Annotated in this window: 7 protein-coding genes; all 7 read left to right on the top strand. The window is 69.0% G+C overall.

Features of this window, described 5'->3' with window-relative positions; genetic code table 11:
* The first annotated feature begins 7 nt into the window (after window positions 1–7).
* The 7 genes from ACY3GB_RS02730 (at window position 8) to ACY3GB_RS02700 (ending at window position 22,904) form a co-directional block, all read left to right on the top strand.
* On the top strand, window positions 8–3,409 hold the full coding sequence (locus tag ACY3GB_RS02730; protein WP_463087379.1) for a beta-ketoacyl synthase N-terminal-like domain-containing protein: 3,402 nt from the start codon (window positions 8–10) through the stop codon (window positions 3,407–3,409).
* 10 nt (window positions 3,410–3,419) lie between these two features.
* Window positions 3,420–4,691 carry an FAD-dependent oxidoreductase gene (locus tag ACY3GB_RS02725; protein WP_463087378.1) on the top strand — a complete coding sequence of 424 codons (1,272 nt, stop codon included), beginning with the start codon at window positions 3,420–3,422 and terminating at the stop codon, window positions 4,689–4,691.
* A 36-nt stretch (window positions 4,692–4,727) separates the two neighbouring features.
* Window positions 4,728–5,471 carry an SRPBCC family protein gene (locus tag ACY3GB_RS02720; RefSeq protein ID WP_463087377.1) on the top strand — a complete coding sequence of 248 codons (744 nt, stop codon included), beginning with the start codon at window positions 4,728–4,730 and terminating at the stop codon, window positions 5,469–5,471.
* Window positions 5,472–5,479: 8 nt separating this feature from the next.
* On the top strand, window positions 5,480–6,259 hold the full coding sequence (locus ACY3GB_RS02715) for an START domain-containing protein (RefSeq protein WP_463087376.1): 780 nt from the start codon (window positions 5,480–5,482) through the stop codon (window positions 6,257–6,259).
* A 77-nt stretch (window positions 6,260–6,336) separates the two neighbouring features.
* Window positions 6,337–7,074 carry an SDR family NAD(P)-dependent oxidoreductase gene (locus ACY3GB_RS02710; RefSeq protein WP_463087375.1) on the top strand — a complete coding sequence of 246 codons (738 nt, stop codon included), beginning with the start codon at window positions 6,337–6,339 and terminating at the stop codon, window positions 7,072–7,074.
* Between the two features lie 14 nt (window positions 7,075–7,088).
* Window positions 7,089–7,355 carry a hypothetical protein gene (locus ACY3GB_RS02705; RefSeq protein ID WP_070978679.1) on the top strand — a complete coding sequence of 89 codons (267 nt, stop codon included), beginning with the start codon at window positions 7,089–7,091 and terminating at the stop codon, window positions 7,353–7,355.
* A gap of 45 nt (window positions 7,356–7,400) precedes the next feature.
* Window positions 7,401–22,904, top strand: a complete 15,504-nt coding sequence (locus ACY3GB_RS02700) for an SDR family NAD(P)-dependent oxidoreductase (protein ID WP_463087374.1) — start codon at window positions 7,401–7,403, stop codon at window positions 22,902–22,904.
* Window positions 22,905–22,922: the final 18 nt, after the last annotated feature.

Here is a 22,922-nt window from a genome sequence, read left to right as displayed (position 1 = left end):
GTCACGAATGAGCGCGCTCGACCGCCTGACCGGCCTGATCGAGACCACGTTGAAATTGCCGGCGGCGAAGGTGGACGCCGATGCGGCGCTGCCCGAGCTGGGCATCGACTCCATCATCATGATGGAGCTGATAGACGGCATCGCCCGCGCGTTCGGCCTGGCATTGACGCCGGCCCAGTTCGCCGGCGTCGGCACGCTGCGCGAGCTGGCGGCGCTGTTGGACGCCAACGCTCCGCAAAGCGAACCGGACGCGGTCCGGTCCGCGCCGTCCGGCGCCGATCTGGCGGACTTCGTCAGCCGCCGTTACGGCATTCGCCTGGAGGACGCGGAGGGCGCATCGGCCGAAGCCGTCGCCGACGCGCTGGTTTCCCGGCACGCGGATGCGTTGATCCGCCATTACGGCTTGGCTGGCGAGGCGCCTGCTGCTGCTCCGGCTGGCGGCGACATCGCGCTGGTGGGCCTGAGCTGTCTGTTGCCCGACGCGCCGGACGCCCGCGCGTTCTGGCGCAATCTGATGGCGGGCAAGAACAGCGTCCGCCCGGTGCCGGAGTCCCGCTGGCGCTGGGAAGCGCATTACGCCGACGCGCCGGCGCCCGGCAAGACCCTGTCCAAATGGGGCGCGCTGGTGGACGGCGTCGATTGCTTCGATGCGGCTTTCTTCAATATTCCGCCGGCCGAGGCGCGGGCGATGGACCCTCAGTTGCGCCTGCTGCTGCAACAAGCCTACCGCGCAGTGGAGGACGCCGGGGTCGACATCCGCTCGCTGGCGGGCTCCCGTTGCGGGGTTTTCGTCGGCTACCAGTACTCGGAATACGAGCAGCTGCTGCGCGGCATGGATTTCCGCGCGCTGGCGGACGGCCCGGTGTTCACCTCGTCCAGTCCTACCTATTACCTGGCCAACCGCCTCTCGCATGCCTTCGACCTTCGCGGCCCCAGCGAGGCGATCAATGTCAATTGCGCGTCGTCGGCGGTGGCGATCAACCGCGCTTATTACTCGCTGCTCAACGGCGAGTGCGACCTGGCCATCGTCGGCGGCGTTTCGCTCAATCTGGGCGCGGGCGATTACGTGGCGTCCTCGCAGTACGGATTGCTGTCGCCTGACGGCAGCAGCGGCGTGTTCGACAATGACGCCAGCGGCTTCACCCGGGGCGAGGGCGTCGGCGTGATCGTGCTGAAGCGGCTGGCCGACGCGCGCCGCGACGGCGACCGCGCCTATTGCCTGATCAAGTCCTGCCATCAGAACCACCGCGGCGGGGCGCGCAGCCTGTCCGAAGTGAAGCACGAGTCCATCACCGCCGCGCTGGCAGATTGCTACCGCAAGGCCGGCGTGGAGCCGCACTCGGTGCGCTACATCGAGGTGGACGGCTATGCGCGCAAGTGGGCGGATTCCTTCGAGTTCGAGGGCGTCAAAAACGCGCTGGGACAGGCCATGGCCGGCAAACGCTGCGCGCTGGGCAGCGTCAAGGGCAATATCGGCAACGTGGAAGCCGCCAGCGGCGTGGTCAACGTGATCAAGCTGGCGCTGTCGCTGCGCCACGGCCGCTTTCCGGCCACCATTTCGATGCGCAAGCTCAGCAGCTTCATCGATATCGCCAGCGAGGACCATCCGCTTTACATCGCCGACCGCGAAATCGTCCTGGACGATATCCGCGACGGCGACCAGCCGATCCGCGCCGGCGTCAACTCCTTTGCCGACAGCGGCAGCAATGTCCACATTTTGCTGGAAGAGTGTCTGGAAGCCCGCGAGCGCGAGGAAGATGCCGGCGAGCAGCTGTTCGTGCTGTCGGCCAGGACGCCGGAGCGGCTCGCCGCCTATCTGGACGCTTACCTTTCTTTTCTGGACGCGGAGGGCGCGCATGCCCGCCTGGCGGACCTGGTCTACACCTCGCAGCTGGGGCGCGAGCCGATGGACGCGCGGCTGGCGGTGGAGGCCGGCTCGATAGCCGAGCTGCGCGACAAGCTGGCATCGGCGGCGAAGAGCACAGAGCCGTCCGGCTTGGAGGCGCGCGGCATCTACTACGCCGCCGCCGATGCCGAGCGGCGCAATCCGCTGGCGGGCCTGATCGGCGGCGACATCGCCGCCATGCAGCTGGAACAGGCGCGGGATGGCGGCCGATGGGGGCATGTGGCGCGGTTGTGGGTGCATGGCGTGGAGATGCCTTGGCGCGCGCTGTGGCGCGGCCGCCGCGTGCAGCCGGTGTCGGCGCCGGGCTATCCCTTCGCCGGGACGCGGCACTGGCTGGGCGAGGATGAGGATGACGCGGCCCTTCCTTTGGCGCCGCAGGCCGCCGAGGCTCAGGCGCCGGACGATTGCGCCGGACTGGACGCCGCCGGCCGCGCCATCGTGCTGTTGAGGCGCGAAGCCGCCGTGAAGCTGGGTCTGGCCGTCGGCGACGTGGCGACCGACAAACCATTGATCGAGCTGGGGCTGGGCTCGGTGGACATCATGGAGATGATGCAGCGGGTGGACGCGGAGATGGGCGTGGCCTTATCGCCGGCCGACATTTTCCGCTACCCGGGCATCGCGGCGTTGGCCAGCCGCATCGCCGCCCTCGCGGCGGCGCGCGAGCCGCGGACCGAGAATGGCGGCGAACGGCTGGTGCCGATGCGCGCCGGCGGCAGCCGGGAGCCCATCGTCGCCTTGCCCGGCGCGGGCGGCGGCGCGCTGTCCCTGCAACTGCTGAGCCGCGAGCTGGGCGATAGCCAGCCGTTCTACTGCGTGGAGCCCGCCGGCGGCGCATCCAGCGTGGAGGAGGCGGCCGCAGCCAATGTCCGCCTGCTGGGCGACGCCGGCTTGCAGGGACCGTGCCGGCTGCTGGGTTATTCCAACGGCGGGGTGGTGGCCTATGAAATGGCGCGCCAGCTGCTGGCCATGGGGCGGCAGGTGTCGTCGGTGATTCTGCTCGACACCCTGCGCCCCGATCTGCGCGGCTACGGCATGGCGGCCATGATGGCCGAAGTGTTCCGCCATTTCTCCCGGACGCTGGGCGCCGAGATATCCGTGGATGCCGGCGAACTGGAAGCTCTGCCGGCCGGCGAGCGCGGCGCCAGGCTGCACGCCCTGCTGGGCGAAAAGGGCGTCCGGATTCCATTCGACGCTTTCCAGGCGACGCTGGACATCGCGGTGGCCAGCGAGGGAGCTTGCCGGGCCTACCGGCCGCAGCCGCTGCCGGGCGGCGCGAGGCTGACGCTGCTGCGGGCAGGCGGCGGCTTCGCCGGCGCGCCTGAGGATTATGGCTGGAGCGAGCTGGCGGCGGAGCGGTTCAGCGTGTTTGAGATCGCCGCCGATCATTTTTCCATCGTGACCGATCCTGCGGCGGTGGCCGAGGTGGCCAAGCGCATGCGGCAGCGCGACGCGAAGCCGGCCCGCAAGCCCGCCGCGCAGGGCGAGCTGGCCGTCAGCGGCTAGGGGGACATCCATGAAGCATGAAGAATTCGACGTCATCGTCGTCGGCTCCGGCGTATGCGGCGCCACCATCGCCCGGGCAATGAGCCGGCAGGGACGCAAGGTGCTGATGCTGGAGAGGGGCGGCTCGGCGCCGGCCTGGGAAAGCCTGGCGGGCATCGCCGGCATCGCCGACGAAGTCCGGCTGGGCGAGCGCAAGCTGGCCACGGTCAGGGCATTGACCACCGGCGGCTCCACTTCGATGTATTTCGCCGTCGCCAATATGCCGCCGCTGGAGCTGTTCCGCGCGCACGGCATCGAGCTGGCGGATGATCTGGAAGCGGTGCGCAGCGAATTGCCGATCGCCGCGCTGCCGGACAGGCTGCTGACGGCCAAGGCGCGCCGGTTGCGGGCCAGCGCCATCGAGCTGGGGCATGACTGGCGCAAGAACGAGATGCTGATCGACGCGTCGCGGTGCGATTCCGGCTACTGCTACGAAGCCAAATGGAAAGCGCTGGACTACGTCGAGGACGCGCTGGCGGCTGGCGCGACGCTGATCTCGCGCGCCATGGTGGTGCGCGTGCTGCGGGAAGGCGGCCGGGCGATAGGCGTGGAATACCGGCGGCGCAAGGGCTTCGGCTCCGAGCTGCGGCAGGCTTACGCCAAGAAAGTGGTGCTGGCGGCCGGCGAGCTGGCCACGCCAGCGATGCTGCGGGACTGCGGCGTGGACGGCGTCGGCGCGCGCGGCTTCTTCTGCAACCCCGGCTACGGGGTTTACGGCTTGGTGCCGGGGCTGGGCGGCGGCGAGGAGGGCTTCGTCGGCAGCATGAGCTGCCATCTGGACGACGGCATCGAGCTGGGCGACGCCAATGTGGCCCGCGTGCTGCACCGGCCGATGATGCTGGCGGCGCTGCGTTTCCGCCACTTGTTCTCCTACAGCGATTGCGTGGGCGTCGGCGTCAAGGTCAAGGATGGCCTGGGCGGCCGCCTGGAGGCGGACGGGCGCTTGCGCAAGGGCTTCGACCACGACGACCAGGTCCGGCTGGAGCGGGGGCGGCGCGAGGCGGTCCGCCTGCTGGAGCGGGCGGGCGCCAAGCATATTTTCGATGTCGGATTGCGCGCCGCTGGTCGCATCGGCGGTTTGATCCGCATCGGCGAGCACGTCGATGGCAAGCTGGAAACCTCGCTGCGCGGCCTGCACGTTTGCGACGGTTCCATCATTCCCGACGACATGCGCGGCACGCCGACCGTTTCACTGATTTGTCTGGCGCGCCATCTGTCCCGGCACCTGCTGGCCGTGACCTGAGCGCGGCTTTCATCCACCAACCTTCGGAATCGAGCAATGACATCAAGCAATCAGATGGCGGCCGCCATCCCGGGCCAGGCCAAGCCGCAACGGCGATGGCGCAAACGTCTGCTGCGGGCGGGGCTGGCCCTGCTGGCGCTGGCCGTGGCCGCCCATTTCGCCTGGGTGTATTCAGGCTCCAACCGCTGGGAGCCTTCGCGTGATCAGGACGGCGTCCAGGTGTGGACGTTGAAGACGCCGGGCAGCGGCCTGGTGCTGGTGAAGGCGCACGCCCGCGTCAAATCCAGCCTGTCGGGCATGGTGAAGCTGCTGGAGGATCTGAGCAGCTGCGCCGAAGCCTACTGCTACGACGGCTCGGTGATAGAGCGCCTGCCGACCACGCCGGACCGCTACGCCGCGTACGTGCAGTTCAAGTTCGACATGCCGTTGTTGAAAACCCGCCAGTACGTGCTGCTGCAGGAACACTGGCAAGACCCGGTCAGCAAGCGGCTGGAGCTCAACATCATCGCCGCGCCCAACCGCATCCCGCGCGACGAGTGCTGCGTGCGCATCGCCCATCTGAGCAACCACTGGACCATCACGCCGCAGCCGGGCGGCTGGCTGGACATTGAATTCACCCAGGACACCGACGTGGGCGGATTGCCGTACCCGCTGGTCAATCCGGCGCTGATCGAAAGCACCTACCAGATTCTCCACGGCATGCAAGGGCTGATGAATATGGAGAAGTATCGCAACGCGCGGGTCCCCGGCATCCGCGAACTGGACACCCCGAATACGTGAGGATGTAGATGAGCAAGCTCGAAAACACTTTGTCGCCGGCCGCGATGCCGGCGCCCGCCAAGCGCCGCTCCCGCCTGCGCCGGCTGGGCAAGGCGCTGATCTACGCCGTGCCGGCGCTGGCGCTGCTGTCCGTGCTGGGCAACTGGCTGTGGATGCTGTCCGGCTCCAATCGTTGGGAGTTGCAGTCCGACGCCGACGGCGTGCAGGTCTACACCATGAAGACCCCGGGCTCGTCGGCGCTGCGCGTGCGCGGCATCACCACGATGAAGCAGTTCAGCCTCAGCAACCACATCGCGCCTTTCCTGGATGAAAGCATCCAGAACAACTGCGCCGAATGGGTGCAGGGCTGCCTGGGCTACCGCATCGTCCAGCCATGGGACCCGCGCAGCGGGAGCATCGTCACATTGTGGTCGGTGGAGCTGTTTCCGCCGTTCACCCCGCGAGAAATGCTGCTGCTGGGCCAACTGAGGCAGGACCCGGCCACCGGCGTGGTCACGCTGGAGAACATCGCGGCGCCCAACAAACTGCCGCCAAACGAGAACCGGGTGCGGCTGGAACACATGCACAACGTCTTCCGTTACACCCCGCAGCAGGACGGCGCGGTCAAGGTGGAGGTGCTGTACGACATGGACATGGGCGGCGGCTTTCCGCAGTGGGCGCAGAACTTGATGGCGCCGATGGTGGTGAGGCAGATGCTGACCAAGGACATTCCGCGCCAGCTGAATCAAGAGAAATACCGCAAGGCGAGGTTCGACTTCCTGTCCGACCGGACGCTGGCCAAGCATTGAGCGCGGCGGGGCGCGCTTCAAGGCGCGCCCGGGAGGGCGCTCGCGCGCCATGTTTATGGCAAATGATTGGAGCGACCATGCAGGAAGCAGTCAAACCGGTGGTAGTGGTCAGCGGCGGGAGCCGCAGCCTGGGTCTGAGGATTTGCGAAAGCTTGCTAGCCGGCGGCTACCGGGTGGCGACATTCAGCCGCAACGACACGGCGGAGTTGAGCCGGCTGCGGGATAGCGCCGCCGGCGATTTCCATTGGGAGGCCACCGACGTGACCGACGCGCCGGCGCTGTCCCGTTTCCTCGGGCGCGCGCGGGAGAAGCTGGGTCCGCTGCGCGGCCTGGTCAACAACGCCGGCGTCTATCACGAGGGCTTGTTGGCGATGAGCCGGCCGGACGACATCGCCCGCTTGCTGGACGTGAACCTGGGCGGCGCGATCCGGCTGGCCCAGCTGTGCGCCAAGCAGATGATGGTGGGCGGCGGCGGGGCCATCGTCAACGTGTCCTCGGTGGCCGGCGTCCGTGGCTTCGAAGGCGTGGCGGCCTACAGCGCCACCAAGGCCGCGCTGGACGGGTTGACCCGCAGCCTGGCGCGGGAGCTGGGGCCGATGCGCATCCGCGTCAACGCGGTGGCGCCCGGGCTGATGGAGACGGAAATGGTCTCCGGCATGGTGGCGAGGCAAAAGGAGCAGCTCGTGCGGCAAACGCCGCTGGGCAGATTGACGACGGTGGACGACGCCGCCTCCGTCGTCCGGTTTCTGTTGTCGGACGAGGCAGGATTCGTCACGGGGCAGACGCTGATCGTGGATGGCGGTTTGACGACTTGACGGGAGATATCCAGATGCAACACGACGTTAGACAAGTGATTGAAAAGACGCTGCGCCTGGTGGCGGAGGAAAACCTGCTGAGCCTGCCGGCCTATGGAGACGACACCGAGCTGGTGGATGAGATGGGCTTTACCTCGGTGAGCATCGCCATGCTGTTGTTCCGGGTGGAGGTGGAACTGGGCGTGGACCCGTTCCTGGACGAAAACGTGCGCATCACCGACATCCGCACCGTCGGCGATCTCTGTCGCGTTTACTCGGACTGCCTGGCGGCGCAAGCGTAACCCGGCGGTCGCGCACCGCCCGTTTTCTCGAGAGATGAAGAGCACATGAATAAGGCTAGAGATGTTGCGGTGATCGGCATGGCCGGTCGTTTTCCGGGCGCGGACAATGTGTCCGAACTGTGGACCAAGCTGTGCGCGGGGCATCAAGGCATCCGCGACCTGTCGGACGAAACGCTGCGCCGCGCAGGCGTGAGCGAGGCGGAGCTTGCCGACCCTAGCTATGTGAAGGCCTGCGCGCCGCTCGCCGACGCGGATCGCTTCGATCCGGGCTTTTTCAAGATCGCCCCGCGGGAGGCGGAGTTGATGGATCCGCAGGTCCGGCTGCTGTTGCAATGCGCGTGGGAGACGCTGGAAGACGCGGGCTACGCCGGAGCGGGGCCGCAGAATATCGGCGTGTTCGCCGGCGCCGGCGGCGTGGTCACCAGCTACTTCGCCAACTTCGTCAATCTCCATGATCGCATCGAGAAAATTTCGGCGGGCGCGACCCATATCAGCAACGACAAGGATTTTCTCTCCACCTATCTCTCGTACAAGCTCAATCTGACCGGACCGAGCATGACGGTGCAGACCGCCTGCTCGACCTCGCTGGTGGCGGTCCACCAGGCGCGGATGAGCCTGCTCAACGGCGAGTGCTCGATGGCGCTGGCCGGCGGCGTCAGCGTGCGGGTGCCGCTGGAGCACGGCTACCGCTACCGCGAGGGCTATATCTTCTCGAAAACCGGGCGCATCCGCGCTTTCGACGCCGACGCCGACGGCGTGGTGTTTGGCAGCGGCCTGGGGCTGGTGTTGCTCAAGCGGCTGGACGAAGCGGTGCGCGACGGCGACCACATTTACGCGGTGATCAAAGGCTCGGCGATCGGCAACGACGGCAAGGCCAAGATGAGCTACGCCGCCAGCAGCGCCAGCGGACAGATATCCTGCATCCGCGCCGCGCTGGACAACGCCGGCGTGAGCGCCGACAGCATAGGCCTGGTGGAAACCCACGGCACCGGCACCGCGATGGGCGATCCGGAGGAGGTCAAGGCGCTGTCCAGCGCCTTCAAGCGCGATACCGAGCGCAAGGGCTATTGCGCGCTCGGCGCGGCGAAGGCCAATCTGGGCCATCTGGAAGCCGCCGCCGGTGTGGTCGGCCTGATCAAGGCCGCGCTGGCTGTCCAGCGGGGCGTGATCCCGCCGGTCGTCAACTACGCCAAGCCCAATCCGCGGATACGCTTCGAAAACACGCCGTTCTACGTCGACGCCGAGGCGCGAGGCTGGCCGAAGCAGGATGGGCCGCGCCGCGCCGCCGTCAACGGACTGGGCGTGGGCGGCACCAACGCTTTCGTGGTGCTGGAGCAGCATCAGCCGTCCCGCCGCGTCCGCAAGGCCTCGGGCACGGTCGTGGCGCCCCTCTCGGCGCGGACGGTGGAAAGCCTGCGCGCCTACGCGGGCCGGTTGGCTGACTTCCTCGGCCGCGAGGCCCCGGACCTGGGCGATCTGGCCTATACGCTGCAGACCGGCCGCCAGCACATGGCTTGCCGCGCGGCCTTCGTCGCGGACACTGTCGAGCAGCTGCGGGAGCAGTTGCAGGCCTATGCCGGCGGCTATGAGCCGCTGGCCGCCGCCGGCGCGCAAGGCGAGCTGGCCGCCGCCTGGATGGCTGGAGGCGACGTCGACTGGAGCGCCGCGCGCGGCAAAGGCAAGCGCCTGCGCGTCAGTCTGCCCTCCTATGTTTTCGCCCGCGAGCGCTATTGGCTGGAAGCCGAGGCCCGCGCCGGCGGAGGCGCGCTGCTGCACCCGTTGCTGCACGCCAATACCTCGGATCTGGACGAGCATCGCTACAGTTCGCTGTTCAGCGGCGAAGAGTTCTTCCTGCGCGACCACCGGGTGCGCGCGGAGGCGGAGGGTGAGGCCAGTCGGGTGTTGCCCGGCGTGGCCTATCTGGAAATGGCGCGCGCGGCGGCCGAGCGGACCGGCCTCGCCGACGGCGGCTGGACCCTGCGCGACATCGCGTGGCTGAGGCCGGCCGTGGTCGACCAGCCGCGCCGAGTCAATATCGCGCTGCTGCCGGACGACGCCGGCATCGCTTTCGAAGCTTACGGCGAAGATGACGCCGCGCACTGCCAGGGCCGCGCGGAGGCGGCCGCGGGCGCGTCGCCGGCCAAGCTGGACGTCGCGGGGCTGGAGGCCTCTCTGGACGGCGAGGCGCGCGGCGCCGACGCGGTCTACGCCGCCTTCGATGCGATGGGGCTCGCCTATGGGCCGGCGCACCGGGCGATACGCGCGCTGCGCCGCGGCGAAAACGCCGCGCTGGCGCGCTTGTCGCTGCCGGCGTCCGCGCGCGACGGCGCGGGCGAATTCCTGCTGCATCCCAGCTTGCTGGACGGCGCGCTGCAGGCCGCCTCCACGCTGCTGTTCGATTTGGATGCGCCGCCGAGCGCGCCCGTCGTGCCGTTCGCGCTGGACCTCGTCCGGGTCTGGTCGGCCTGCCCGGCGGAGGAAACACTGGCGTGGGCGCGGATGAACGAGTCGGGCAGCCTGGACATCGATCTGGCCGACGCTGACGGCAATGTCTGCGCGTCGCTGCGCGGCTTCGCCGCCCGCGCGCTGGACGGCGGCCGGCGAGGCGCCTTGTTGGCCACCGAAACCTGGGCCCGCCGCGCAGCCGGCGAAACGGCCTTTTCCGGGGAGAGAATCGCGGTTCTGTGCGGTCTGCCGGATGTGGATGCCGGCGCGCTGGGTTGCGAAACCCTGGCGCTGCCGATGCCGGGCGGCGATGCCGCCGAGCGTTACGCCAGTTTGTCGCTGGCTTGCTTCGGCCTGCTGCGCCAACGCCTGGCCGGCAAGCCGGAGCGGGAAACGCTGCTGCAGTTCGTCATGCCGGATGGCGACGAACCGCGCCTGATGGCCGGCATGGCCGGCATGCTGAAGACCGCCGCGCTGGAAAATCCTTTGCTGCGCGGCCAATTGATTTTCACCGATTTCGCCGGCGGCGAGGCCGCCTTGGCGGCGCGGCTGGCTGCCGACGCCGGATCGCCTGAGCAAACCCTGATCCGCCACGTGGGCGGCGAGCGCATGGCGGCCATTTGGGAAGTGCTGAACGATGCGCCGCAGGCCGGTTCGGAGGAAGCGCCTTTCAAGGCAGGCGGGGTTTACCTGATCACCGGCGGTCTGGGCGGCCTGGGCATGCTGTTCGCCCGCGAGATCGCCAGGAAGGCTGAAAGAGCGCGCATCGTGCTGACCGGCCGCGCGGAGGAGGACGTGGCCGCTTCCGCGGACAAGAGCCGCTTGTTGGCGGAGCTGGCCGGAGCGGGCTGCTCGGTGGAATATCGCCGGATGGACCCCGCCGACGCGGAGCGGACGCGGGAGGTGATCGCCGCCGTCGCGCGCGACTACGGCCGACTCAACGGCGTGCTGCACAGCGCCGGCATGATAGACGATGGCTTTGTCCTGAAAAAAACGGATGAAAGCTTCCGCGCGGTGCTGGCGCCCAAGGTGGCCGGCGCCTTCAATCTGCACCAGGCGACGCTGGATCTGGACTTGGACTTCCTGGCGCTGTTCTCGTCGCTGACGTCCGCCCTCGGCAACCTGGGGCAGGCCGACTATGCGGCGGCCAATGGCTTCCTTGACCGTCTCGCCGCTTATCGCAACCGGCTGGTCGAGGCCGGCGTTTGCCGCGGCCGCGCGCTGGCCATGCTGTGGCCCTTGTGGCGCGAGGGCGGCATGACGGTATCCGGACAGGAAAGCCAGCGGCTGGCCGACGCCATGGGCATCCGGCCGATGGCCACGCAAACCGGCATGCGTCTGTTCGCCCAGGCGCTGGCCGGCGGTTTCGACCAGGCGCTGGCGATGGAAGGCGACCTCGCCGCGATGCGCCGCGTCTTGAGCGAGCACGCCTCGCCAATGGAAACCGCGGCGGTTGCCGCGGACAGCGCGTCCGCGCCGGAGCTGGCGCGCCAGGCGGAAGCCTGGTTGTGCGGCCAATTGCGCGCCTTGCTGAAGCTGGACACGGTGGACCCGGCCGCGTCGCTGGACGCTTACGGCATGGACTCCATCCTGGCGTTGGACCTGACGCGGCATCTGGAGAAGTCGTTCGGCCAGTTGCCGAAAACGCTGTTTTTCGAATATTTGAACCTGCGCGACTTGGCCGGCTACTTCGTCCGCGCCCATGCCGGCAGGCTGACGCGGCTGTTGGGCGGCGAGGCGGCGGGCGGCTCAGCGGCAGAGCCCGCCGCTGAGCTTGCGTTTTCCAATGCGCGCAGCCTGCGGGGGCAAGGCGCGCGCGCGCGCCGCTCCAGCGGGGAGGAGCCCATCGCCATCATCGGCCTCAGCGGGCGCTATCCCGGCGCGCGCGATGTCGGCGCGCTCTGGGAAGCCTTGCGCGAAGGGCGCGACTGCATCACCGAAGTGCCGCGCGAGCGCTGGGACTGGCGCGAGTACTACAGCGAGGACAGGAGCAAGCCGGGCGCGCACTACAGCAAGTGGGGCGGCTTCATCGAGGGCGTGGACGAGTTCGACGCGCGCTTCTTCAATATCGCGCCGCCCGAGGCGGACAAGATGGACCCCCAGGAGCGGCTGTTCCTCGAACACGCCTGGATGGCGGTGGAAGACGCCGGCTATACCCGCGCGCGGCTGCACGCGCCGGCCGGCGGCAAGCCGGCGCAGGCGGGCGTCTACGCCGGCGTGATGTACGGCGAGTACCAGCTGTTGGGCGCCGAATCCAGCCTGCTTGGCCAGCGCATGGGCTTCGCCAGCAATCCGGCCAGCATCGCCAATCGCGTATCCTATTTCCTCGACCTGCGCGGCCCCAGCATGGTGGTGGACACCATGTGCTCGTCCTCTTTGACCGCCATCCATCTGGCCTGCCAGGATCTGCGGCTGGGCCGCATCGGCCTGGCCATCGCCGGCGGCGTCAATGTCACGATCCATCCCAACAAATACCTGATGCTGAGCGCCGGCCAGTTCATTTCCGGCGACGGCCATTGCCAGAGCTTCGGCGAGGGCGGCGACGGCTATATCCCGGGCGAGGGCGTCGGCGCGGTAGTGCTCAAGCGCCTGTCCGACGCCGAGCGCGACGGCGACCGCATCTACGGCGTGATCCGCGGCAGCGCGCTCAGCCACGGCGGCAAGACCAATGGCTACACCGTGCCCAATCCGCAGGCACAGGCCGCCGCGATACGCCAGGCGATTGAGGAAGCTGGCGTCGACGCCAGGAATATCGGCTACATCGAGGCGCACGGCACCGGCACCAAGCTGGGCGACCCGATCGAGATCGCCGCTCTGGCCAAGGCGTTCGGCGAAAGCACAGGAGACACCGGCTTCTGCCGGATCGGCTCGGTGAAGTCCAATATCGGCCATTGCGAAGCCGCGGCCGGCATCGCCGGCCTGACCAAGGTGCTGCTGCAGATGCGGCACCGGAGCATCGCGCCGTCGCTGCATTCCAGCCGTCTGAATCCGCATATCGATTTCGCGTCCACGCCTTTCGTCGTCAACCAGACGCTGAGCGCCTGGGACGCGCCGGAGGCGGGCGGCCGCGCGCTGCCGCGCGTCGCGGGCATCTCCTCCTTCGGCGCCGGCGGCTCCAACGCCCATTTGGTGGTGGAGGAGCATGTGCCCGCAGTCCGCGCGCCGGCAGGGGCGGTTCGCGCGCAGCCGGTGCCCTTGTCCGCCCGCACCGCCGATCAGCTGCGGCGGAAGGCCATCGATCTGCTGGCGATGCTGGACCGGGAAGCCGGCGGCGCGGACTTCCCGGCTATCGCATCCACGCTGCGGCTCGGCCGCGAGCCCATGGCCGAGCGTCTGGGCGTGCTGGCCGCCGACGCCGCCGACCTGGCCGCCAAGCTGCGCGCCTTCGTCGATCACGGCCGTCTGGAGGCCGGCGTGTTCCGCGGCCGCGCCGCAACCGCGGCCGAGCCGCAGGCCGCGCTGTCGCCGGGGATGAGCGAGGCTCAATGCGCGCGCGCGCTGGAGTTGTGGACTGCCGGCGCCGAGACTGATTGGCGCGCGCTGGAGCCAGCGTTTCCGCCGCCGGTCAGCCTGCCTGCGTACCCGTTCGCGCGGCAACGCCATTGGGTGGATGTGCCCAAGGGCCGAGTCGTGGTTCAGGATAGCCATCCGCTGCTGGGAGAGAACCGCTCCGGCTTCGACGGGCCGCGCTATGTATCGGCCTTTACCGGCGAAGAGCCTTTCTTGGCAGGCGAGCCGGGACAGCGCGCATTGGGCGCGGCCGGCTGCCTGGAAATGGCCCGCGCCGCGTTCGAAGCGGTGATGAGTCAGGAAGGGGCGGAGTGCCTGGAGCTGTCCGAGGTGGCTTGGGCCGTTCCCGGCGTCGGCGTTGAAGGCCGCAAGCTGGCCATCTCCCTGTTCGAGCGGAACGGCAACGCCGCCCGCTTCGAAATCCACCGCGCGGATGGGGACGAAACCGTCCATTGCCAGGGCCGTCTGGCCTTCCGCTCCGCGGAGCAAGCCGCGAGGCTGGATCTGGCCGCGCTGCGCGCTGCAGCGGCAGGGCGCTTGCTGCCATTGCCGCCGATGCAAGGCGGCAATGGCCACGCCTTGGGCATCGCCCGGTTGGATCAGGCATTGCGGGCCGCCGCCGAAGCGGCCGGTTTGGACATGCAGCCGGCCTGGCTGGCCGGTGCGCGTTTCACAGGCGCCGTTGAGCAGGCGACTCATGCTTGGCTGCGGCCGGCGCAGGAGGGCCGCGCCGCGCTAGACATCGATCTTTGCGACGATGACGGCGCGGTGCTGGCGCAACTGAAAGGCCTCGCTTACCCGCACGGCGGCGCAGCCTTGGCGCCTGCGGCGGAAGCGGCGGTCGCCGCGGACGCGCCGCGCAAAGTGGCGCTGGCGCTGCCTTCGAGCCCGGCCGGATCGCCCGGCAAGCCGCTGGGCATCCTGCTGGGCGAACCCATCGCCGCGGCGCTGGCTGCCGGACCGGTGGCGGCGACGAAGCCGGCTGTCGCGCTGGGCGCCGCAGCGGCGCCGGCCGCTTCTTTGGCTCAACCCGAGCCGCTGGTCGATTTGTACCGGCATGGCGACGGCGTATATGAGCTGCAAATCGGCGCGCCGAATGTGTTGTCTGCCGTCTGCGCCGCGCAGCTGCGCGCCGCGCTGGACGCCGCGGCGGCCGATGCCGATGCGAAGGCGCTGATTTTGAGCGGTTCCGGAACGATCTTTCTGCAAGGCGGCGCCGACGCGCATGCCGAAGCGCTGCGGGCCGGCCTGTACCAGGCATTGCTGGACTTCCCTGCGCCGGTGATCGCCGCGATGCGCGGCGAAGCGCTGGGCGCGGGTTTCCTGCTGGGCGCGTTGTGCGATTTCATGGTCTGCGCCGAGGCGTCGCGCTACGGCTTCATCGATTTCGAAGCCGGGCTGTATCCCGGCCATGCGCGCGAATTGTTCGAGGCCCGATTCGGACGCGCGCGCGCTGCCGATCTGCTGTACCTGGAACCGCGGCAGAAAGGCGAGCGGCTGCGGCGCAAGGGCTGGACCTGCCCGGTGCTGCCGGAGGCTGAAGTCGAGGGGCATGCGCGCAGCCTGGCCGGAGAACTGGCCCGCAAGCCGACTCAGTCGCTGCGCCTGCTGAAGCGCCATCTGGCCCGGCCCCTGGCCGAACCCGCGCGTGGGCTGGATGCCTCGGCGCCGGCGGCGCGCCGGAAACGCGCGCCGGAAGCGCGCCTGCCGGCGGCCGATTTCGAATGCCTGCAGTTGCGCGGCCATCCGGCCGGCGTGCTGGAAGCGTCCATCCGCGTGTTGGACGGAGGCATCGATATCCAGGCTTTGACCGGCGAGCTGGCGAAGCTGGTCGATCTGGTCAACGCCGACGACGATTGCCGCAGCCTGGCGCTGATGAGCGAGCATCCGGGTTTCCTGCCTCTGGGCGACACGCCGGAAGACGCCGCGGCCTCGCAGGCGCTGATGGCCGAGCTTGGCCGGCTGGAGCGGCCGCTGGTGGCCGCGCTGGACGCCGGCGCGCGCGGTGCCGCCTGGCTGGCCGCGCTCGGCGCGGATGCATGCGTCTATCGAACCGATGGCCGCTATGCGATGGGAGGCTTGCTGAGCGACGCCGCGCAAGCGGCCTTGCGGCGCCATTTCGACGATGAGCCGGCCTACCGCCTGCTGCTGGACGGCGGCGAATGCGCCGGCGCCGAGCTGCTTGGCCGTTTCGGCGCGACGCAGGTATGCGAGCCGGGCAAGGTCGCGCAAGGCGCGCTGGCGCTGGCGGCGAATATGGCGGCGCTGTCCCGCGAGGAGCTGAGCGCCTGGCGCTTGGCCGGCGCGCAGCCGCCCCAGGCGTATGAGCCGGCGGACGAAGATGAAGCGGCCGCGGCCGGTCCGGTGGCGTTGTCGTCCGACGCGGTGAAGGCGGTCGCGCATCCGAACGGCGTGCTGGAAGTGCGCCTGGAGGACCGAGCGGCCAAGAATATGTTCTCCGACGCGTTCAGCGACGGGCTGCGGGAAGCGTTCGCCCACGTCGCGGCCAGCCGCGCCTACAAGGCGGTGGTGCTGACTGGCTATGACCAGTACTTCTCGTCGGGCGGCACGCGGGAAACCTTGCTGGCGATACACGAGGGCAGCATCCGCTTCAACGACAACCCGATTTTCCGGCTGCCGCTGGATTGCGACATCCCGGTGATCGCCGCGATGCAGGGCCATGCGATAGGCGCCGGCTGGGCGCTGGGCATGTTCGCCGATTTCGCGCTGCTGGCCGAGGAAAGCCGTTACTACAGCCCTTACATGGGTTACGGCTTCACGCCCGGAGCCGGCGCGACCCTGATCTTCCCGCTGGAAGCCGGCCGTGACCTGGCTCTGGAGTCGCTGATGACGGCCCGTGAGTATTCAGGCGCGGATTTGGCGCGCCGCGGCCTGCCGCAACAAGCGCTGCCGCGCGGCGAGGTGCTGGCCGAGGCGCTGGCCTTGGCCGGCCGCATCGCGCGGCATCCGCGGTCGTGGCTGCTGGCGTGCAAGCGCCGCCGCTCCGCCCCTTTGCGCCGCGAGCTGGATGAGACCATCGCCAGGGAACTGGAAATGCACGAGCGCACCTTTGTCGGCCAGGCCGGCGCGCTGGCGCGGATTCAGGGCGGTTTCGGCGCGGCGGCGGGGGCAGCCAAAGCCGCCGGCGCGGCGGCTCCGGCCCGCGATGCGGGCAAAGTGGCCGAGCGTCTGCGCAGCCTGCTGGCCCAGGAGCTGAGAATAGACGAAGCGGAGATCGTCGACGACGAGCCCTTCGTATCGCTGGGCCTGGATTCGATCACCGGCGTCACCTGGATACGACGCATCAACGAGGATTACGACACCGACATCGAAGCCGTGCGCATCTACAGCTATCCGACATTGGCGCAGCTGGCGCGGCACGTGGCCGAAACCGCCCCGGTCCGCGAGGAGGCGCCAATCACCGCGGCCGAGGGCGCGCCGCAATTTGAGCGGATCGCACTGCGCTCCCGGCGCAGCCGGCCAAGCACGCCGGCGGGCCGCGGCGGCGATGCGATCGCGGTGGTGGGCATGGCCGGGCGGTTCGCCGGCGCGGACGATCTGGACGCGTTCTGGCGCAATCTGGCCGCAGGACGGGACTGCGTGGAGGAAGTGCCGGCGGGGCGTTGGGACATGTCGCGCCATTACCAGCCGGGCGAAGCCGCTCCGGGCAAGACCTACAGCAAGTGGATGGGCGCATTGGGCGGCTACGACTGCTTCGATCCGGCATTCTTCAACCTGTCGCCGCGCGAGGCGCGCAGCATGGACCCGCAGCAGCGGGTGTTCCTGGAAACCTGCTGGCACGGCATCGAGCATGCAGGCTACGATCCGCGCAAGCTGTCCGGCAGCCGCTGCGGCGTTTTCGTCGGCTGCGCCGCCGGCGACTACCACCGCCTGTCCGAGCGCGAGCAGCTCAGCGGGCCGGGCTTCACCGGCGCATCGCCGGCCATCCTGGCCGCCCGCATCTCCTATCTGCTGGACCTGCGCGGGCCCTGCCTGGCGATAGACACCGCCTGCTCGTCGTCGCTGGTGGCCATCGCCAGCGCCTGCGACAGCCTGGCTTCCGGCGCCAGCGATCTGGCCTTGGCCGGCGGCGTCAACGTGCTGGCCGGTCCGGCCATGCACATCATGACCTCGCAGATGGGCATGCTGTCGCCCAACGGCCGTTGCCGCACCTTCGATGAGGCGGCCGACGGCATCGCGATCGGCGAAGGCTCCGGCGTGGTGGTGCTGAAGCGTCTGGCCGACGCCGAACGCGACGGCGACCGCATCTACGGCGTGGTGCAGGGCTGGGGCGTCAACCAGGACGGCAAGACCAACGGCATCACCGCGCCCAGCGCCGAGGCCCAGACGCGGCTGCAGCGGGACGTTTACCAGCGTTTCGGCATCGACCCGTCCGGCATTGGCCTGATCGAGGCGCACGGCACCGGCACGCCGCTGGGCGATCCGATCGAAGTGGCGGCGCTGAAAGACGCGTTCGCGCCGGATGCCAGGGCGCAAGGCTTCTGCGCGCTGGGTTCGGTGAAGAGCAATATCGGGCACTGCCTGTCCGCCGCCGGCATTTCCGGTTTTCTCAAGCTGCTGATGGCGCTGAAACACCGCCAGCTGCCGCCGGCCGCCAACTTCTCCAGGCTGAATCCGCATATTTCCCTGCAGGGCTCGCCTTTCTACGTCAACGACAAGCTGCGCGACTGGGCGGCGCGGGACGGCCAGCCGCGCCGCGCCGCGATCAACGCCTTCGGCTTCAGCGGCACCAACGCCCACATCGTGCTGGCCGAGCATGCGCAGCCGGAAAACGACTCCGGCTGGAGCGGCGACGCGCTGCTGCCGCTGTCGGCCCGCACCCCGGAACAGTTGCGGGAACAGGCGCGCCGGCTGCTGGCCTGGCTCGGCGAAAACACCGTTGATCTGGCTCGCCTTGCCGCCACGCTGCAGCTGGGACGCGCCGAATTCGGCGAACGGCTGGCGCTGCTGGCCGGCTCCGCCGATGAACTGGCGGCGGGACTGCGCGCCTTCCTGGATGGCGACGACACGGCCGGCGGCCGCGCTTTGCGGGGCAAGGCGGGCGGCAAGGGCGCGCTGTCGGGCATGGGCGGCGACGCCGACTTCCAGGCGATGGCCGCCAAGTGGATGGCGCGGCGCGAACTGGGCCGGCTGGCGGAATTGTGGGTCAAGGGCGTGGCGCTGGACTGGTCGCGGCTGTATCCGAGCGGCGCGCCGCGCAAACTGGGTTTGCCGCCATATCCGTTCGCCCGCGAACGCTATTGGCTGGAAACAGAACAGTCTCCTGTTCCGGCGGTTATCGAGCCGGCCCGCATGCCTGCGCCGACTCCCGCCAAGGCCGCGGCCGCGCCTGCGGCATCCGCGCCGGACCTGTTGCGCCGCCAGTTGCGGGCCAGCCTGGCCGAGGTGCTGATGATGCGGCCGGACGAGTTGGACGACAGCCGCTCCTTCACCGAGCTGGGCCTGGACTCCATCCTGGGCGTGGAATGGATGAAGGCGATAAGCCGCGAGCACGGCGTCGCATTGTCGGCGACGCGCATTTACGATTACCCCAACCTGAAGGCGCTGGCCGCCTTCCTGCATCCGCAATTGGCTGCAGACAGCGTTCCCGAAGCCGCTCCGGCCGCGGCGCATGCCGTGGCAGCCGCAGTCGCCTCCGCGCCGGAGCGCGTCGACACGGCTGGATTGCAACAGGAGTTGAAAGCCAGCTTGGCTGAGGCGCTGCTGATGCAGCCGGGCGATATCGATGCCGGTCGCTCGTTCATGGAGCTGGGATTGGACTCCATCATCGGCGTCGAGTGGGTGAAGGCGCTCAACAGCCGCTACGGCGTATCGCTGTCGGCGACGCGCATCTACGATTATCCCGACTTGAAGGCTTTGGCCGCCTATCTGGCTGGACAGATAGGCGCGGCGGCCCCGGCCGGAAATGCGCCAGCCGAGGCGGGGTTTCCTTTCCGCCAGCGCCGCGACGATAGTTTGCGGGACCTGTATTTCCACAGCGCGGACTGCGAGGGCGACTTCGCCGCCACGGGCGAGTGCGCAGTGTCCTGGCGCGTTAGTCCAGAAAGCAACGTCTGCCTGCGCGAGCACGTGGTGTTCGGCGAACATCTGCTGCCCACCGACGCGTATATCGAACTGGTGCTCAGCGCCCTGCGCAGCCATTTCGACGCGCCCGCCGTCAGGTTGGAGCGGATCGCCATCGCCAATCCGCTGCTGGGAAAAACCGGCTGCGAGCGCCACGCGCGCATCGTTTTCCGCCGCAGCGGCGATGGCCTGCAGTTCTTCGTGCGCTCAGGCGACTCGCTGGAAACTGCCGGAGACCGCCTGCACATGCAGGGCTTCATCGCGCCGGCAGAGACCGCGCCGATGCGGCTGGAGGACAACGATTTCGCCGAATGGGCGACGCTCAACGCGGATGAGATTCCGACCAACGTCGGCGCCTGCTACGCGCCGCTGCGCTCGCTGACATTCGGGGAGGAGGCCGCGCGCGGCGAGATCCGCGTCGCCGACCATGGCTACCGTTTCCTGGCCAGTCCCTTCGCGCTGTACGGCGGTTTGTGCACGGTGATCAACCACGCGGGCCATCTGGCGGCGCGGCACTACGGCGCCAGCGACGACCAGTTCCTGCCGCACCGGATAGGCGCGGTGATCGTGGCCGGGACGCTGAACGACCGCGAATACCGCTGCCTGGCGCGGCTGCGCGCGCGCGCGTTCGATGCTTTCGAGTTCGATTTCGTCCTGCTCGACGCGGCGGGCGAGGCTGTGGCGTCGATGGAGGCGATCAGCCTGCGGCGGGTATCGGCCCAGGCCTTGCGCGGCCGCGAATCTCCCGCGCTGCCGGCCGTTCCGGCGCAGACCGGATATGCGGATAAAATCGCCGTGATCGGCATGTCCTGCCGTTATCCGGGCAGCCCCGACGCCGACGCGTTCTGGCGCAACCTGAGCCAGGGCGTGGACAGCATCGGCGAGATTCCGGAAGCGCGCTGGGGCGAGCGCGCGGCCTGGTTCCACCCGGATCCGCGCCACCCGGGCACCTCTTACTCCAAATGGGCCGGCCTGCTGGACGGCATCGACCTGTTCGATCCGCTGTTCTTCGGCATCTCGCCGGCGGAGGCGGAGCTGATGGACCCGCAGCAGCGCATCTTCCTGGAGGAGTGCTGGAAGACGATTGAAAGCGCCGGCTATGCGCCGGGCGCGATGTCGGGCGTGGGCTGCGGCGTCTATGTGGGCTGCGCGTCCGGCGATTATGGGCGCGTGCTGCGCGACGCGGGACGGGACGGCGCGGGCGCGGCCTTCATGGGCACCTCCAGCGCGATATTGGCGGCCCGGATTTCCTACTATCTGAACCTCAAAGGCGCGGCCATCGCGGTGGACACGGCCTGCTCGTCATCGCTGGTGGCGGTGCACCTCGCCTGCGAAAGCATACGCAACGGCGAAAATGAGATGGCGCTCGCCGGCGGCATCAATCTGCTGACCACGCCGATCGGCCACGTGCTGACCTCACAGGTGGGCATGCCGTCAAAGGACGGCCGCTGCGCGGCCTTCGACGCCGAGGCCGGCGGCATCGTGTTCTCAGAGGGGTGCGGCGTGCTGCTGCTCAAGTCGCTGTCCCGGGCGCTGGCCGACAACGACGAGATCCTCGGCGTGATCGAAGGCTCCGGCGTCAATCAGGACGGCAAGACCAACGGCATCACCGCGCCGAGCGCCAATGCGCAGGAGAGGCTGCTGCGCCAGGTGTACGGCCGTTTCGGCATCGATCCGCGCCGCATCGGCTACGTGGAGGCGCACGGCACGGCCACCCCGCTGGGCGACCCCATCGAAGTGGACGCGCTGAGCGCGGTGTTCCGCGCCGCCGGCGCGGGGGCGCAAGCCTGCGCGCTGGGCTCGGTGAAAAGCAATATCGGCCATGCCGGTTTCTCTGCCGGCGTGGCGGGTATGGTGAAGGCGCTGCTGTGCCTGCGCCACGGCAAGCTGGTGCCGTCGCTGCATTACCGGCAGCCGAACCCGCACATTGATTTCGCAGCTTCGCCGTTCTACGTCAACACGGCCTGCCGCGACTGGGACAGCGATGTTCCGCGCGTCGCGGCGGTCAGCTCGTTCGGTTTCAGCGGCACCAACGCCCACGTGGTGATTTCGGAATATCCGCAGGAGAAACCGGCCATGTCCGATGCGAGCGGCAGCCACGCGGTGGTGCTGTCGGCGCGCGGCGATGAGCAGCTGAGGCAGCAGGCCGAGGCGCTGCTGGCCTGGCTGGCGGATGGCGAGGCCGATCTGGCCCGCGTGGCGCATACCTTGCAGACCGGCCGCGACGCGATGCCGCGCCGGGCGGGTTTCGTCGCCGCTTCGGCCGCGCAGTTGCGCGAACAACTGGCTGCCTATCTGGCAGGGCGGCGCATGGACGGCGTCCACTACAGCCCGACCGGGCTGGACGAGGACACGTTGAGCCTGTTCGCCGCCGACGAGGATATGCGCCGATTGACCGGCGAGTGGCTGGCGCGGCGCAACCTGCCCAAGTTGCTGAGCCTTTGGGTGCGCGGCGTGGATCTGGATTGGAGCGCGCTGCATCAAGCAGGCGCGCCTCGGAAACTGGCGCTGCCGACCTATCCCTTCGCCCGTGAAAGCCACTGGGTCCGCCCGGCTGCCAAAACGGAGGCGAAAGGCGGCGCGCTGCATCCGCTGCTGCACCGCAACGCGTCCAACTTGAATCAGCAGCGTTACCGCAGCCGCTTTCTGGGCGATGAATCCTTCCTGGCCGACCACCGCGTCAACGGCAAGCCGGTGTTGCCGGCTGCCGCCTATCTGGAAATGGCGCGCGCCGCGGTGGCCGACGCCCTGCCGCCGGAGGAAAGCCATCTGCGGCTGAGCTTGGCGCACGCGGTGTGGTCGCAGCCGCTGGCGGCGGACGGCGCGGTAGAGGTGATTGTCGATCTCGCGTCCGCCGATGACGGCGCGATCGCGTTCGAAATCCGCAGCGAGGATGCCGATGGCCGGGAAACGCTGCATTGCCGGGGGATGGCCGTGGCGGAGGCGCAGACCCAGCCGCGGAGGCTGGACATGGAAAGCCTCCGCGCCGGCATGCGGCGCGGCGAACTGGGGCCGGACAAGCTGTATCCGCGCTTCGCCGCCATGGGCTTGGCCTACGGACCGAGCTTCCAGGGCATCGCCGCGCTGCGTCTGGGCGATGGCGAGGCGTTGGCCGAGCTGCGGCTGCCGGCCGGCGGCCCGGACTGCCCGCTGCCGCCTGGCCTGCTGGACAGCGCGTTGCAAGGCGCCATCGAGCTGATCGCGGACAGGGCGGGAGAAAACGGCGCGTGGCTGCCGTACGCGCTGGAGTCGATGCGAGTGCTCAAGGGCTGCGAACGCGAGATGTTCGCTTGGCTGCGCCGCGTTTCGGGCGGCGCGGAAGGACGGCTATTCAAGTGTGATATCGATATGTGCGACAGGGATGGCGTCGTATGCGTGGAGATGCGCGGCTTCTCCGCCAGGCCGTTGGGCGGCGACGAACAGACCCGCGTCGCGGCCATCATCGCGCGCGTCCTCAACAACGAACTCTCCGCCGACCAGGCGGTTGAACTGACTGGGTTGGACTTATGAAGCAAGAGCTGGAACGTA

Source organism: Chromobacterium sp. Ag138, assembly GCF_055181315.1.
This window is presented reverse-complemented; position numbering and strand designations above follow the sequence as displayed.

Coding starts and splice junctions, on each gene's coding strand:
- ACY3GB_RS02720 (WP_463087377.1), top strand. CDS start 4,728: ATGACATCAAGCAATCAGATGGCGGCCGCCATCCCGGGCCAGGCCAAG.
- ACY3GB_RS02705 (WP_070978679.1), top strand. CDS start 7,089: ATGCAACACGACGTTAGACAAGTGATTGAAAAGACGCTGCGCCTGGTG.
- ACY3GB_RS02700 (WP_463087374.1), top strand. CDS start 7,401: ATGAATAAGGCTAGAGATGTTGCGGTGATCGGCATGGCCGGTCGTTTT.
- ACY3GB_RS02710 (WP_463087375.1), top strand. CDS start 6,337: ATGCAGGAAGCAGTCAAACCGGTGGTAGTGGTCAGCGGCGGGAGCCGC.
- ACY3GB_RS02715 (WP_463087376.1), top strand. CDS start 5,480: ATGAGCAAGCTCGAAAACACTTTGTCGCCGGCCGCGATGCCGGCGCCC.
- ACY3GB_RS02725 (WP_463087378.1), top strand. CDS start 3,420: ATGAAGCATGAAGAATTCGACGTCATCGTCGTCGGCTCCGGCGTATGC.
- ACY3GB_RS02730 (WP_463087379.1), top strand. CDS start 8: ATGAGCGCGCTCGACCGCCTGACCGGCCTGATCGAGACCACGTTGAAA.